This window comes from Halomonas sp. 328, from assembly GCF_015645095.1.
Classification (GTDB): Bacteria; Pseudomonadota; Gammaproteobacteria; order Pseudomonadales; family Halomonadaceae; genus Bisbaumannia.
Map to the genome: position 1 here is coordinate 1 of NZ_JADOTW010000029.1, position 13,518 is coordinate 13,518.

Sequence of the window (13,518 nt, forward strand, 5' to 3'; positions counted from 1 at the left end):
TCCGCCCCCGGGGGGGCCCCGGGCCGGCCCCCCCCCCACACTCTTGAGCGGGGCGGGGGGGGGGGGGGCCCCGGCCGCCCCCCCCCCCACAAAAAAAACCCCCCGCGCCCGGGCCCGCGGCCGTTTTCTATCGGCGGGGCGAGCCGCCTTACTCGTCCAGGAAGGAGCGCAGCGGCTCCGAGCGGGACGGGTGGCGCAGCTTGCGCAGCGCCTTGGCCTCGATCTGACGGATCCGCTCGCGGGTCACGTCGAACTGCTTGCCGACCTCCTCGAGGGTGTGGTCGGTGTTCATGTCGATGCCGAAGCGCATGCGCAGCACCTTGGCCTCGCGGGCGGTGAGGCCGCCGAGCACGTTGCGGGTGGCCTCGATCAGCCCCTCGCCGGTGGCGGAATCGATGGGCAGCAGCATGGTGCCGTCCTCGATGAAGTCGCCCAGGTGGGAGTCGTCATCGTCGCCGATGGGCGTCTCCATGGAGATCGGCTCCTTGGCGATCTTCAGCACCTTGCGTACCTTATCCTCGGGCATCTCGAGGCGCTCGCCGAGCTCTTCCGGGGTCGGCTCGCGGCCCATCTCCTGCAGCATCTGCCGGGAGACCCGGTTGAGCTTGTTGATGGTCTCGATCATGTGCACCGGGATACGGATGGTGCGCGCCTGGTCGGCGATGGAGCGGGTGATCGCCTGACGAATCCACCAGGTGGCGTAGGTGGAGAACTTGTAGCCGCGACGGTATTCGAACTTGTCCACCGCCTTCATCAGGCCGATATTGCCCTCCTGGATCAGGTCCAGGAACTGCAGGCCGCGGTTGGTGTACTTCTTGGCGATGGAAATCACCAGGCGCAGGTTGGCCTCGACCATCTCCTTCTTGGCGCGCCGCGCCTTGGCCTCGCCGATGGAGAGGCGACGGTTGACCTCCTTGAGCTCGCCCACCGGCAGCTGGACCATGTCCTCTTCGAAGGCGATCTTGCGCTGGGCGCGCTGCACGTCGCCGCGGAAGGGTTCCAGGCGATCGGCGTACTTGGCGTTGTCGGCGAGGAACTCGTCCATCCACTCGGCGCGGGACTCGTTGCCGGGGAAGGACTTGATGAACGCCTTGCGGGGCACCTTGCCGCGCTTGACGAACACCTGCATGATCGCCTTCTCCTGGGCACGCACCTGCTCGACGCTAATGCGCACCTGACCCACCAGGCGCTCGAAATGCTTGGGCACCAGCTTGATCGGCGAGAACAGCTCGGCCAGGCGGGCCTGCTCGGCCTGGGCCTCGGCGGAGCCGTGGCCATGCTTCTCGACGGCGGCCTTGACCAGGGCGTTCTGCTCACGGATCTGCTCGAAACGGGCACGCGCCTCTTCGGGATCGGGGCCACCGCCGGACTCTTCTTCCTCGGCATCCTCGTCTTCGTCGTCGACGGAGGCGGACTCCTCTTCCTCGGGGACATCGGCCTCGGCCACGCCGGGGATGCCCTCGTCCGGATCGATAAAGCCGGAGAAGAGGTCGGAGAGGCGGCCCGGGGCCTCCTCGTCCTGGGTGGCATCATAGGCCTCGAGGATCGACTCCACGGCACCGGGCAGATAAGCCAGGGCCGACATCACCTCGCGGGTGCCCTCCTCGATCCGCTTGGCGATCTCGATCTCGCCCTCGCGGGTCAGCAGCTCCACGGTACCCATCTCGCGCATGTACATGCGCACCGGGTCGGTGGTGCGGCCCACGTCGCTTTCCACGGCAGCCAGCGCGGCCACGGCCTCTTCCGCCGCATGCTCGTCGGTGGAGTGGTCGGACATCATCAGGGTGTCTTCATCCGGCGCGACTTCAACGACGCTGATGCCCATGTCGTTGATCATGCCGATGATGTCTTCCACTTGATCCGGGTCGGCGATATCCTCGGGGAGGTGATCGTTGACCTCGGCGTAGGTCAGGTAACCCTGTTCCTTGCCGCGCGCGATCAGCTCCTTCAGACGCGACTGTTGCTGCGCATTTCCAGCCATAGATACCCTATCTCGACGAAGAAGAATGAAGCACCCGAACGCTCAGGCGTCGAAAATCCATAAAGCCAAACAGTATAGCGTCTGACCCCGCCTATCCGCCAGCGCTCCATTTGCGCCATGGTTCAGGTGTGTTAGGTTGTACGGTTTCCCCGATGGAAATTCCCGGCTGCCCCCTAGATGGAGGTGACCGGCGACTTTTCAAGCCCTGCCCGCCTTATCGGCCCCGACTCAGTGTCAGCACCAGCTCATTGAGCCGCTGCTTCTCTTCTCGACCGAGCCGTTCGCCGTTACGTTCCTTTGACAGCAGTGCCTCGAATTCGCTCTGCGGCGAGCGCTGCTGGTGCTGGTGACGAAAATGCGCCACCAGGCCTTCCAGTTCCTCGCCGCGCACCTCCCGGGGAATCGGCAGCTCGCGACGCACCAGTTCCGCCAGACGCTGCCCCTCGGGGCGCCCATGGAAGTGGGCCAGCAGCACCTGGCCGCTGCGGTAGCCGCCGGCCCGCAGCAGGCGAATCACCTCGCCGAAGAGGCCCGCATCCGGGTCCTCGGCGGGCCACCAGCCGTCCTCCTCGGGCAGCCGCGCCACCAGGGCAGGCTCATGCACCAGCAGCTGCAGGGCGCGCCCCAGCAGGGTCAGCGGTGCGCCCTTGCGCCGCGGCGTCGCCGCTTCCGGGGCGGGTTCGCCCCACTCCCCGGGGGGCGCATCAGGCATCGGCGGCGGGGCCTCCGCCTCGACCGGCGCGGGTTCCGCCGCCTTCATCAGCGCCTGGAAGCGCCCTGCCTCGACGCCGGTGCGCTTGGCCAGCTCGCCCAGCAGCAGCGACTTGAGCACCCCCTCGGGGAGCTTCTCCAGGGCCTTGAGCACCGTGGTGGCGAAGCGCTCGCGATCCTCCACCCGGGCCAGGTCCCGGCCGCGTCCGGCCTCCTCGAAGAGGAACTCGGAGAGCGGACTGGCGCAGGTGATGCGATCCTCGAAGGCCTCGGGGCCCTCGCGGCGCACCAGGGTGTCCGGGTCCTCACCCTCAGGGAGGAACAGGAAACGCGCCTGGCGGCCGTCGATCATCAGCGGCAGCACCGTCTCCAGGGCGCGGCTGGCGGCCTGGCGCCCGGCGCGGTCGCCGTCGAAGCAGAACACCACCTCCCCCACCAGGCGGAACAGCCGCTGCAGGTGCTCCTCGCTGGTGGAGGTGCCCAGGGTGGCCACCGCGTTGCGGATGCCGAACTGGGCCAGGGCCACCACGTCCATGTAGCCCTCGACGATCACCAGGCGCTCCAGCTGGCGATTGGCCTGGCGCGCCTCATAGAGGCCGTAGAGCTCGCGCCCCTTGTGGAACACCGGCGATTCCGGGGAGTTGAGGTACTTGGGCTTGGCGTCGCCCAGTACCCGCCCGCCGAAGGCGATGGTGCGCCCCTTGAAGTCGCGGATCGGGAAGATCACCCGGTCGCGGAAGCGGTCGTAGGTGCGCCCGCTCTCCTCGCGATGCACCAGCAGGCCATACTCGACCTGCACCGATTCGGGAATGCCCCGCTCGCTCAGGTGGCGCTTGAGGCCCTCCCAGGCGTCCGGGGCGTAACCGATGCCGAAGTCGCCCTGGACCTGCGGCGACAGGCCGCGCTGCTCCAGGTAACCGCGGGCCGCCTGGGCCTCGGGCATCTTCAGCCGCTCGCGGAAGAAGCTCGCCGCCAGCTCCAGCAGGTTGACGCCTTCCTGGCGCTTGCGCTCCCGGGCCTGGGCCCTCGGGTCGTCGGCGCCCTCCCGGGGCACCTCCATGCCCAACCGGCCGGCCAGTTGCTCCACCGCTTCGGGGAAGCGCAGCTGGTCGTACTCCATCAGGAAACGCAGGGCGTTGCCGTGGGCGCCGCAGCCGAAGCAGTGATAGAACTGCTTGTCCTGGCTGACGGTGAACGACGGCGTCTTCTCCTGGTGGAAGGGGCAGAGGCCGCTGAAGTTGCGCCCCGCCTTCTTGAGCTGGACACGCTCCCCCACCACCTCGACCACGTCGACGCGGGCCAGGAGATCATCGATAAAGCGTTGGGGAATCTGTCCCATGGCTGAGTCGCCCGAGAGACCGGCAGGTCAAGTCGTCCAGCAAAAAAACAAACGGCCACCGAATGGCGGCCGCTTGGCATCCCTCCGGGACGATATGCGCCAGGCGCCCTTATCGCCCCCAGTACGGATCAGTACAGCCGTTCGAAACGCTTGCGCTCGCGCTGCAGCTTCTTGGCGTGACGCTTGACGGCGGCAGCCGCCTTGCGCTTGCGCTCGGCAGTCGGCTTCTCGTAGTGCTCGCGACGACGAACTTCGGAGAGAACACCGGCTTTTTCGCAGGAACGCTTGAAGCGACGCAGTGCGACGTCGAACGGCTCGTTGTCACGTACTTTGACAGAAGGCATTAAGCACTCACCTACCTTAGGATCATGAGTTCGGATGATACGCACACCCTGAGGACTCGATTCCGTCGCAGACTCCGACTCGGTCGAGGAAACGACCGTGAGCAGACAAATGTGGGGAAGCGGGAATCCGGGTGCACGACCCAGTCTTACAGCGCACAGTATTCTAGACGTGGTCGCCCGGCTTTGCAAATGACGCTGACGCGCCGCGGGCAAGCGCGTAGAATAGCGCCTCTCCTTGGAGCCAGCGAGCCTTTGACCATCATGCGTGTACTGGGGATCGAGACGTCCTGCGACGAGACCGGCGTCGCCCTCTATGATACCGAGCACGGCCTGCTGGCCGATGCCCTCTTCAGCCAGGTGGCCATGCATGCCGACTACGGCGGCGTGGTGCCGGAGCTGGCGTCCCGGGATCATACCCGCAAGCTGCTGCCGCTGGTCGACGAGGTGCTCGCCGAGGCGAACCTCAGCCGGGGCGACCTGGACGGCATCGCCTATACCGCCGGCCCGGGGCTGGCCGGCGCCCTGATGGTGGGGGCCGCCACCGCCCATGGCCTGGCCCTGGCGCTGGAGCGGCCGGTGCTCGGCGTGCACCATATGGAGGGCCACCTGCTGGCGCCCATGCTGGAGGACGAGCCCCCGGCCTTCCCCTTCGTGGCGCTGCTGGTCTCCGGCGGCCACACCCAGCTGGTGGAGGTGCAGGGCATCGGTCGCTATCAACTGCTGGGGGAGTCGGTGGACGACGCCGCCGGGGAGGCCTTCGACAAGGCCGCCAAGATGCTCGGCCTCGACTACCCGGGCGGTCCCCGGGTGGCCAAGCTGGCGGAACAGGGCGACCCCAAGCGGCTGCGCTTCCCGCGCCCCATGACCGACCGCCCGGGGCTCGACTTCAGCTTCTCCGGCCTCAAGACCCATACCCTGACCACCCTGCGCGCCTTCGAGGCGGAGGGTGCCCTGGACGATCAGGCCCGCGCCGATATCGCCCGGGCTTTCGAGGAGGCGGTGGTGGATACCCTGGTGATCAAGTGCCGCCGCGCCCTGGACCAGACCGGCCTCAAGCGCCTGGTGGTGGCCGGCGGGGTCAGCGCCAACGTGCGCCTGCGCGAGCGCCTGGAGCACGAGTGCGCCAAGCGCGACGCCCGGGCCTACTACCCGCGGGGGCGCTTCTGCACCGATAACGGCGCCATGATCGCCTACGTAGGCGCCCAACGCCTGCTCGCCGGCGAACGCGATGAACCCGGCGTCTTCGCCGCCCGCCCCCGCTGGCCGATGGATACCCTGACGCCTCCCGAGGCCAGCTAAGACCACCGGCTAATACGGCCTTCGGCCCAGGGGGCTCGCTCACCACCGGGACGAAACCCCGCCACTGCGCGAGCCTCGCTACGCGACGAATCGGACCGAGGTCCCTCTCGCCGATCGCAAACGCGCACGTTCTCCCTCGACATCCCTGTTGATCGCCGCTACTCGGCTCGCTGCGTGGCGGCGTCCCGGCGAAATCGCTCGCCCTCCTGGCCCGAAGCCCTTACCTCGGCGGCACCGGCTAGAACTTTGTGCCATCACAGATCAGCGTGAAGCCTCGACATAGCCTATTTCCGGCTCGCTATTGTGGGAGTTTGCGGTTCGGCGCTCCGACTATGCCGACGGTCCGACGTCTCGGCGATTGGGCGACGAAGTCGCCCTTGGTGGCAACCAGGATCGCCCTGCGGGCGATATCGCCGAAGCCCTTACCCATGCCGACTTGGTTTTTCTTCCAGCTTCTAGCTTCCGGCTTCCGGCGTTAGAGCCCCGGCTCCTCGCCGCTGCGCAGCCGGCGCAGGTTCCAGAAGTGGCGGGCCAGCACCAACAGGGCGAAGCCGGTGACCACCAGGGCGTAGTCCGGCGCCAGCCACAGGCTGGCCAGGGGCGCCAGCAGGGCGCTGCTCAGCGAGGCCACCGCCGCGGTACGCACCCGCCAGGCCAGCAGGGCCCAGCACAGGGCGCAGAGCAGGGCCACCGGGGGCACCAGCACCAGCAGCACGCCGAAGGCGCTGGCCACCGCCTTGCCGCCACGAAAGCGGTGCCATAGCGGGTAGCTGTGCCCCAGCAGCACCGCCAGCCCCACCAGCCCCTGGGCCCAGGGCGACAGCCCCAGGGCCATGCTTAGCCATAGCACCGGCATGCCCTTGCCGGCGTCCAGGGCCAGGGTGGCCAGGGCCAGCGGCAGGCCATGCAGGCGCAGTACGTTAGAGAAACCGGGATTGCGGGAGCCGGCGTAGCGGGGGTCCCCCACCCCGGCCAGGCGGCAGACGGTCAGCGAGCCCAGCCAGGAACCGCACAGGTAACCTAGCCCCATCAGGGCGAGCAGCAGGGCCAGTGTCGTGGGCGACATGAACGGTTCCCGAAGCGTGGCGACACCATGATTCTGCCTGGCGAGTCGCGTACAATCGAGCCTTTGCCACACCACCACGACCAAGGCAGGGGTAGGGAATGGATCTCGTGCTGATCGAGGCACTCGCAGTGGACACCGTGATCGGCGTCTACGACTGGGAACGCAGCATCCAGCAGCGGCTGGTACTGGACCTGGCCCTGGCCACCGATATCCGCCCGGCGGCGGCCAACGACGACCTGAGCCAGACCCTGGACTATGCCGCCATCAGCGAGCGCATCGCCGCCTTCGCCGCGGCCCATGACTTCGAGCTGGTGGAGACCTTCGCCGAGCGCCTCGCCGCCACCCTGCGTGCGGAGTTCGGCATTCCCTGGCTGCGGCTGACGGTGCGCAAGCCCGGCGCCGTGCCCCAGGCGGCGGCGGTGGGCGTGACCATCGAGCGGGGCCAGCGGGCATGAGGGTCACCGCCAGCATCGGCAGCAATATCGACCGCGATCACCATGTGCATCGCTGCCTGGACGCCCTGGCGGAGGCCTTCGGCGAGCTCGAGATCTCGCGGGTCTTCGACAGCGAGCCGGTGGGCTTTGAGGATGGCCGCAACTTCTACAACCTGGTGGTGGCCTTCGAGAGCGACGCCTCGGTGGGCGAGCTGCAGGCCTGGTGCAAGCGCCTGGAGTTCGCCCATGGGCGGCGCAAGGACAGCCCCAAGTTCAGCCCCCGCACCCTGGATATCGACCTACTGACGGTGGGCGAGCTGACCGGCATGCAGGATGGCGTGGCCCTGCCCCGGGACGAGATCCTCCACCACGCCTTCGTGCTCTGGCCCCTGGCGGAGCTGCTGCCCGAGGCACGCCACCCCCTGGATGGCCGGCGTTACGACGAACTCTGGGCCGCCTTCGACAAGCGCGACCAGACCCTGCGCCCGGTGGAGTTTACCTGGCAGGGGCGGCGAATCTCCTGGCCGGATTAGATCTGAACCCTAAGACGGTGGCTTTTTCATGGGTCGCAGCAGCAGGGCGCCTGTGGCGCCAATCGCTCAGCGGAGCTGAGCTCCCACAAAACCCTCTGTGACGGCTTGGGGGAAGCAACATAGCATCTCCCACAAGATCAACCACCTCCGCGGCAGCGCCCTTCCGGTTCAGGGCGTCGACTCTCCCGCCTCGCCGGCCAGGGCCGCGGCGATCGCCTCGTGACGGCGGCGGGCCAGGGCCTCGCCCAGGGCCTTGCCCTTGAAACCCTCCTCCATCAGCGCCCGGGGCACCACCTGCCCGGCCAGGCGCCAGGCCAGCGACAGGTCGGTGGCCAGCTCGGCATTCTCCAGGCTGACCAGCGACAGCAGCGGCGGCACCCGCTCCGGGCGGCGCCAGGCATCGACCCCATTCAGCCAGGCCAGCACGGCATCCGCGCTGGGGGGCGCCGCCTCGGCGCCCTGCCATAGGGCGCGCGTCAGGGCCACCTGGCGGGCCAGGGCCGCATAGGCCTTGGGCAGGCGCAGCCGCTCGCCGAGCCGCGTCCGCTCGTTGTCGTCCAGGTGCTCGACGAGGCGCGCCCAGCGCCACTGACGAGCCTCGGCATCGTCTTCCGGCAGGCACGGCAGGCGATCCAGGGCGGCGTCCAGGGCCGCTTCGTCGGCGGCCAGCTCCGGCCACCACACGGCCAGGGCGCCGCACTCCTGCAGGGCCTGGAAGTAGGCCTCCGGGTGGGGCTCGTCCAGGGCCTTCTCGGTCTCCACCCAGACCCGCTCCGCCACCAGGTGCGCCAGCTCGCCTTCCGCCACCAGCCGGGCCATCAGCGTCCGGGTCTCCTCGGCGATGGTGAAGCCCAGGCCGCAGTAGCGGGCCAGGAAGCGCGCCGTGCGCAGCACCCGCAGCGGGTCCTCGACGAAGGCCGGCGAGACATGCCGCAGGATGCGCGCCTCGAGATCCGCCAGGCCGCCGTAGGGGTCCACCAGGCGCCCGTCCGGTGCTTCGGCCATGGCATTGATGGTCAGGTCGCGGCGCGCCAGGTCCTCCTCCAGGGGAACCTCGGGGCTGGCATGCACCACGAAGCCGGTGTAGCCGTGGCCGGCCTTGCGCTCGGTGCGGGCCAGGGCGTACTCCTCATGGGTCTCGGGGTGCAGGAAGACCGGGAAGTCGCGCCCCACCGGCTTGAAGCCGCGTCGGCGCATCGCCTCGGGGGTCGCCCCCACCACCACCCAGTCGCGGTCGGCGACCGGCCAGCCCAGGCGGGCGTCACGCACCGCTCCGCCCACGCAGTAGACCTCGAGGCCCACGAGACAGGGATCGTCGCTCACCCCTGGCGCTCCACCCGCTCGGGATGCCGAGCGACCCAGTCGCCGAAGCCCCCGTCCAGGCTATAGACCCGGTCGTAGCCCTGGCCGCCCAGCCAGGCGGCGGCCTGCTGGCTGGAGTTGCCGTGGTAGCAGACCACCACCAGGGGGCGCTCCCTGGGGGCCTCCTCCAGCAGCGCCGCCACGCTGGTGTTGTCCAGGTGGCGACTGCCGGGAATATGGCCCTGGGAAAAGCTCAGGGGATCGCGGATATCGACCAGGGTCAGGGGGGCCTGGTCGGCCAGCCAGCCGGCCAGGGTGTCCACGTCGAGGTGCTCGAAGGGGGCTTGGTTCATGGTGGCTCCGGGAATCGGGGGAAAGATCAGCGCTGGCGACTGGGCACGCTATGTCGCTCGCCGCTCGTCAGGTCGAGGGCGGTGAGGCGTCCGCCCCAGACACAGCCGGTGTCGAGGGCCTGGGCGTCGACGCGGCTGGTCGGCGTCTGGCCCTCCAGGGCCGCCCAGTGGCCGAAGAGGATACGCGGCGCGTCCGGCCGCGGGTACTGGAACCAGGGGGCGAAGCCCGGCGGCGCCGAGTCGAGGCCCTCCTTGGCGGAGAAGTCGAGGCAGCCCTCGGCATCGATGAAACGCATGCGGGTCAGGGTGTTGACGATCAGCCGCAGCCGATCGATGCCCGCCAGGTCGTCGCGCCAGCAGGCCGGGCGGTTGCCGTACATGTCGCGCAGGAAGGCGCCGCCGGCCTCGCCGGTGAGGGCCCCGGCCACCTCATCGGCCAGGGCCTCGGCCTGGGCCAGGGACCAGTGGGGCGGCAGGCCGGCATGGGTCATGACGTCCTCGCCGTCGCGCACCAGCAGCGGCCGGGACTGCAGCCAGTCGAGCAGCGCCTCGCGGTCCGGGGCCTCGAGGATCGCGTCCAGGGTGTCGCTGCGCTTGAGCCCGGCATCGCCCCGGGCCACCGCCAGCAGGTGCAGGTCATGGTTGCCCAGCACCACCCGGGCGGCCTCGCCCAGGGCGGCCACCTCGCGCAGGCAGGCCAGGGAGCCGGGACCGCGGTTGACCAGATCGCCGGCCAGCCATAGCCGGTCGCGGCGCGGGTCGAAGGAGAGGCGCTCCAGCAGGGCGACGAATTCGCCGTGGCAGCCCTGGAGATCGCCGATGGCGTAGGTGGTCATGGTGACTCCTGGCGTCGGGATTCAGTGGACCTGGTTGGGGCCGGCCAGCCGGAAGGGCGCGATGGGCACCTCGAAGTGGGTCTGGGAGGCGGTCTCGATGCAGGTGTAGGCCCCCTCCATCACCCCCACCGGGCCATCCAGCACCGCCCGGCTGGTGTAACGGAAGGTCTGGCCGGGGCCGATCAGCGGCTGCTTGCCCACCACCCCCTTGCCGCGCACCTCCTGGACCTTGCCGCTGCCCTGGGTAATCTTCCAGTGGCGGGCCAGCAGCTGCACGCTCTGCCGGGAGTGGTTGTGCACGGTGACGGTGTAGCTGAACACATAGCGCTGCTCCGTCGGCGACGACTCCTCCGCCTGGAACTCGGGTTGCACGTCGATACGAATGGCCGGTGACTCGCTCTCGCCCATGGGTTTCAAACGCCCTCCTCGGCCAGGCTGTTGGCGATACGCACGAACTCCTCGACGCTCAGGGTCTGAGGGCGGCGGCCCGGGTCGATGCCCAGCTCGACCAACGCCTCGGCACTGATGCGCCCCTTGAGGTTGTTGCGCAGCGTCTTGCGGCGCTGGCCGAAGGCCTCGCGCACCAGGTCGAAGAGCAGCGCCTCGTCCTTGGCGGGGTGCGGCAGGTGCTCATGGGGCATCAGGCGCACGATGGCGGAGTCCACCTTGGGCCGCGGCACGAAGGCCTCCGGCGGCACCACGAACAGCGAATCGACCCGGCAGTGGTACTGGGCCATCACCGAGAGGCGTCCCCAGTCGGCGGTGTCGGGGGCCGCGGCCAGGCGCTCCACCACCTCCTTCTGGAGCATGAAGTGCATGTCGGCGATGGCGTCGCCGGCCCCCAGCAGGTGCACGATCAAGGGCGTGGAGATGTTGTAGGGCAGGTTACCCACCACCCGCAGCGCCTCGCCCTCGCCGCGCAGGGCGCGGAAGTCGAACTTGAGGGCGTCGCCCTCGTGGATCACGAAGTCGGGGTAGTTGAAGAACTGCACCCGCAGCCCGGGAATCAGGTCGCGATCCAGCTCGATCACCTCCAGGGCGCCGGCGGCCTCCAGCAGGGGCCCGGTCAGCGCCCCCTGGCCGGGGCCGATCTCCAACAGGCGCTCCCCGGGACGCGGGCCGATGGCGCGGACGATCCGCGAGATGATGCCGGCATCGCGCAGGAAGTTCTGCCCGAAACGTTTACGGGCCCGGTGCGTCGGGGGTCGAGATGACATGCGCTATAGGATCCTTTGCTGCAAGAAGAGTCGCTGACGGCTCAGGGCGTGGCACGGGCCGCGGCCATCTCCGCCGCCAGGGCCAGGGCCACCCGCAGGCTGCCCGGGTCGGCCCGGCCGCTGCCGGCCAGGTCCAGGGCGGTGCCGTGATCCACCGAGGTGCGCACCAGCGGCAGGCCCAGGGTGATATTGGCGCCGCGGCCGAAGCCGGCGTACTTGAGCACCGCCAGTCCCTGATCATGATACATGGCCAGCACCGCATCGGCCCCCTCGAGATGCCGCGGCGTGAAGAGGGTGTCCGCCGGCAGCGGACCCACCAGGTCGAGCCCCTCGTCGCGCAGCGCCGCCAGGGTCGGGCCGATCACCTCGATCTCCTCGCGGCCCAGGTGGCCCTCCTCGCCGGCGTGGGGGTTGAGGCCGCAGACCAGGATGCGTGGCTTGGCGAGGCCGAAGTCGCGGCGCAGGCCCGCCTCCAGGCGCCGCAGCACCCGGGTCAGTCCCTCGGCGGTGATGGCATCGGGCACCTGGCGCAGGGGCAGATGGGTGGTGGCCAGGGCCACCCGCAGCGGGCAGCGAGCCTGACCCAGCACCCGGCCGTGCAGGGCGGCGTCGGTGGCCAGCATCATCACCACCTCGTCGACGCCGCAGGCGTCGCGCAGGTACTCGGTGTGACCGGTGAAGCCGGGGTGACCGCCCTCGATGATCGCCCCCTTGTGCAGGGGCGCGGTGACCATGGCCTGGGCGCGACCGTCGCGGCAGGCGGCGATGGCCAGGTCGAGGGTCGCCAGCACATAGTCGGCGTTGGCGGGATCGACCCGCCCCGGGGTCACCGGCGCCGCCAGGGGCACCGGCCAGACGGCGAGCTCGCCGGCCACCCGGGGCCCCGGCGCCTCACTCGGCGCCAGCTCGCGGATGCGCAGCTCGAGGCCCAGCAGGCGGGCCCGCTCGGCGAGCAGGGCCGGGTCGCCGATGGCCACCAGGCGCCCCGGCAGGGGCGCGGGATCGGCGGCCAGCAGCACCGTCAGGTCGGGGCCGATGCCGGCGGGCTCGCCGCTGGTCAGGGCCAGGAGGGGCGCGACCATGGTCAGAGCCGGATATCGACGAAGGCCTGGCTACGCAGCTCCTGCAGCCAGGTCTCGATCTCCTCGTTGACCTTGCGCTGGAAGAGCCGCTCCTGGGCCTGCTGACGCTGGGCCTCGGCGGGCATGGCCTGCCCCCCCTGGCGATCGACCAGCTTGACCAGATGGAAGCCGCTGGGGCTGCGCAGCGGCTCGCTGACCTCGCCCACGGCGAGGGTCGGCACCAGGTCGACGAAAATGGTCGGCAGCTCGCCGGCGGTGCGCCAGCCCAGGTCGCCGCCTTCCAGGGCCTGGCCACCGTCGGAATGGGCCGCGGCCAGGGCGCCGAAATCGGCACCGGCGGCCAGCTCATCGGCCAGGCGGCGTACCCTCTGCTGGGCCTCCTGCACCTGCTGGCTGCTCGGCGAGCGCGGCAGGGCCACCAGGATATGCCCCAGGCGGTAGCGGGCATCGCCGGCCTCGCCCTGCTGGGCCAGGAAGCGCTCCACCTCGCGTTCGCTGATGGTGATGCGGTTGGCCACCTGGCGCTGGATCAGCTCGCGGGTCAGGAGCTCGCGGCGGATATCCTCGCGCACCAGGGCCAGGCTGAGGCCATCGGCCTCCAGGGCGTCGGCGAACTGCTCGAGGCTCATGCCATTGCTCTCGGCCACGCTGCGCACGGCCCGGTTGAGCTCGGTGTCATCGACGCTGAGGTTGGCCTCCTCGGCCCGCTGCAGCTGCAGCTCCTCGACGATCATGCGCTCCAGCACCTGGGCACGCAGCTCCTGGTCGGAGGGCGCCTGGATGCCACGCCCGGCCAGCTGGCTACGCACCTGGGCCAGGCGCGCGTCCAGTTCGCTGGCCATGATGGCGCCCTGGTTGACCACCGCCACGATGCGATCCAGCGCCTGGCGCTCGAAGGGCTGCCCCCGGAACTCGCCCTGGCCCTGGAATTGACTCTGGGCCTGGGCCGCCAGGGGCAGGGCCAGCAGCGACAGCACCACGGCCAGGCTGGCGGAGAAACGACTGCGCATAACTACCTCGT

General features: G+C 69.8%; 14 protein-coding genes. 3 read left to right on the plus strand and 11 right to left on the minus strand.

Features of this window, described 5'->3' with window-relative positions:
* Positions 1 to 148 precede the first annotated feature (148 nt).
* The 3 genes from rpoD to rpsU form a co-directional block, all read right to left on the minus strand.
* Positions 149 to 1,981, minus strand: a complete 1,833-nt coding sequence (rpoD, locus tag IHD13_RS14385) for an RNA polymerase sigma factor RpoD (protein ID WP_195861723.1) — start codon at positions 1,979 to 1,981, stop codon at positions 149 to 151.
* A gap of 214 nt (positions 1,982 to 2,195) precedes the next feature.
* A complete protein-coding gene (gene dnaG / locus IHD13_RS14390; protein WP_195861724.1) occupies positions 2,196 to 4,031 on the minus strand; it encodes a DNA primase in 1,836 nt (611 codons plus the stop codon).
* 128 nt (positions 4,032 to 4,159) lie between these two features.
* Positions 4,160 to 4,375: a 30S ribosomal protein S21 gene (gene rpsU, locus IHD13_RS14395; protein WP_016416934.1), complete on the minus strand. Its 216-nt coding sequence runs from the start codon at positions 4,373 to 4,375 to the stop codon at positions 4,160 to 4,162.
* Between the two features lie 261 nt (positions 4,376 to 4,636).
* On the opposite strand from rpsU, the gene tsaD reads away from it, so the two are divergent.
* Complete coding sequence (gene tsaD / locus IHD13_RS14400) at positions 4,637 to 5,674, plus strand: tRNA (adenosine(37)-N6)-threonylcarbamoyltransferase complex transferase subunit TsaD (RefSeq protein ID WP_195861770.1); 1,038 nt, start codon at positions 4,637 to 4,639, stop codon at positions 5,672 to 5,674.
* Positions 5,675 to 6,149: 475 nt separating this feature from the next.
* Here the strand turns inward: tsaD and plsY are convergent, their stop codons facing one another.
* Positions 6,150 to 6,740, minus strand: coding sequence for a glycerol-3-phosphate 1-O-acyltransferase PlsY (gene plsY / locus IHD13_RS14405; RefSeq protein ID WP_195861725.1), 591 nt, complete (start codon positions 6,738 to 6,740; stop codon positions 6,150 to 6,152).
* A gap of 98 nt (positions 6,741 to 6,838) precedes the next feature.
* Here plsY and folB point away from each other — a divergent pair, with 98 nt between their 5' ends.
* Both folB and folK read left to right on the plus strand, forming a co-directional pair.
* A complete protein-coding gene (gene folB, locus IHD13_RS14410) occupies positions 6,839 to 7,195 on the plus strand; it encodes a dihydroneopterin aldolase (RefSeq protein ID WP_195861726.1) in 357 nt (118 codons plus the stop codon).
* The gene (gene folK, locus IHD13_RS14415; RefSeq protein WP_195861727.1) at positions 7,192 to 7,707 is read left to right on the plus strand and encodes a 2-amino-4-hydroxy-6-hydroxymethyldihydropteridine diphosphokinase; all 516 of its coding nucleotides are present in this window, start codon (positions 7,192 to 7,194) and stop codon (positions 7,705 to 7,707) included. The genes folB and folK overlap by 4 nt, the downstream gene beginning before the upstream one ends.
* A gap of 168 nt (positions 7,708 to 7,875) precedes the next feature.
* Here the strand turns inward: folK and IHD13_RS14420 are convergent, their stop codons facing one another.
* From IHD13_RS14420 to IHD13_RS14450, 7 genes are read right to left on the minus strand one after another with little or no spacing between them, the layout of a single operon-like run.
* Positions 7,876 to 9,030 carry a polynucleotide adenylyltransferase gene (locus tag IHD13_RS14420; RefSeq protein WP_326838363.1) on the minus strand — a complete coding sequence of 385 codons (1,155 nt, stop codon included), beginning with the start codon at positions 9,028 to 9,030 and terminating at the stop codon, positions 7,876 to 7,878.
* Positions 9,027 to 9,362, minus strand: coding sequence for a thiosulfate sulfurtransferase GlpE (gene glpE, locus IHD13_RS14425; protein ID WP_195861728.1), 336 nt, complete (start codon positions 9,360 to 9,362; stop codon positions 9,027 to 9,029). The genes IHD13_RS14420 and glpE overlap by 4 nt, the downstream gene beginning before the upstream one ends.
* A gap of 26 nt (positions 9,363 to 9,388) precedes the next feature.
* Positions 9,389 to 10,198, minus strand: a complete 810-nt coding sequence (locus tag IHD13_RS14430; protein WP_195861729.1) for a symmetrical bis(5'-nucleosyl)-tetraphosphatase — start codon at positions 10,196 to 10,198, stop codon at positions 9,389 to 9,391.
* A 21-nt stretch (positions 10,199 to 10,219) separates the two neighbouring features.
* Positions 10,220 to 10,606, minus strand: a complete 387-nt coding sequence (gene apaG / locus IHD13_RS14435) for a Co2+/Mg2+ efflux protein ApaG (RefSeq protein ID WP_195861772.1) — start codon at positions 10,604 to 10,606, stop codon at positions 10,220 to 10,222.
* A 5-nt stretch (positions 10,607 to 10,611) separates the two neighbouring features.
* Positions 10,612 to 11,415 carry a 16S rRNA (adenine(1518)-N(6)/adenine(1519)-N(6))-dimethyltransferase RsmA gene (gene rsmA, locus IHD13_RS14440; RefSeq protein ID WP_195861730.1) on the minus strand — a complete coding sequence of 268 codons (804 nt, stop codon included), beginning with the start codon at positions 11,413 to 11,415 and terminating at the stop codon, positions 10,612 to 10,614.
* 41 nt (positions 11,416 to 11,456) lie between these two features.
* Positions 11,457 to 12,497 (minus strand): 4-hydroxythreonine-4-phosphate dehydrogenase PdxA, encoded by a 1,041-nt coding sequence (gene pdxA, locus IHD13_RS14445; protein ID WP_195861731.1) that lies wholly within the window; start codon positions 12,495 to 12,497, stop codon positions 11,457 to 11,459.
* Between the two features lie 2 nt (positions 12,498 to 12,499).
* Positions 12,500 to 13,507 (minus strand): peptidylprolyl isomerase, encoded by a 1,008-nt coding sequence (locus IHD13_RS14450; protein WP_195861732.1) that lies wholly within the window; start codon positions 13,505 to 13,507, stop codon positions 12,500 to 12,502.
* Positions 13,508 to 13,518 lie beyond the last annotated feature (11 nt).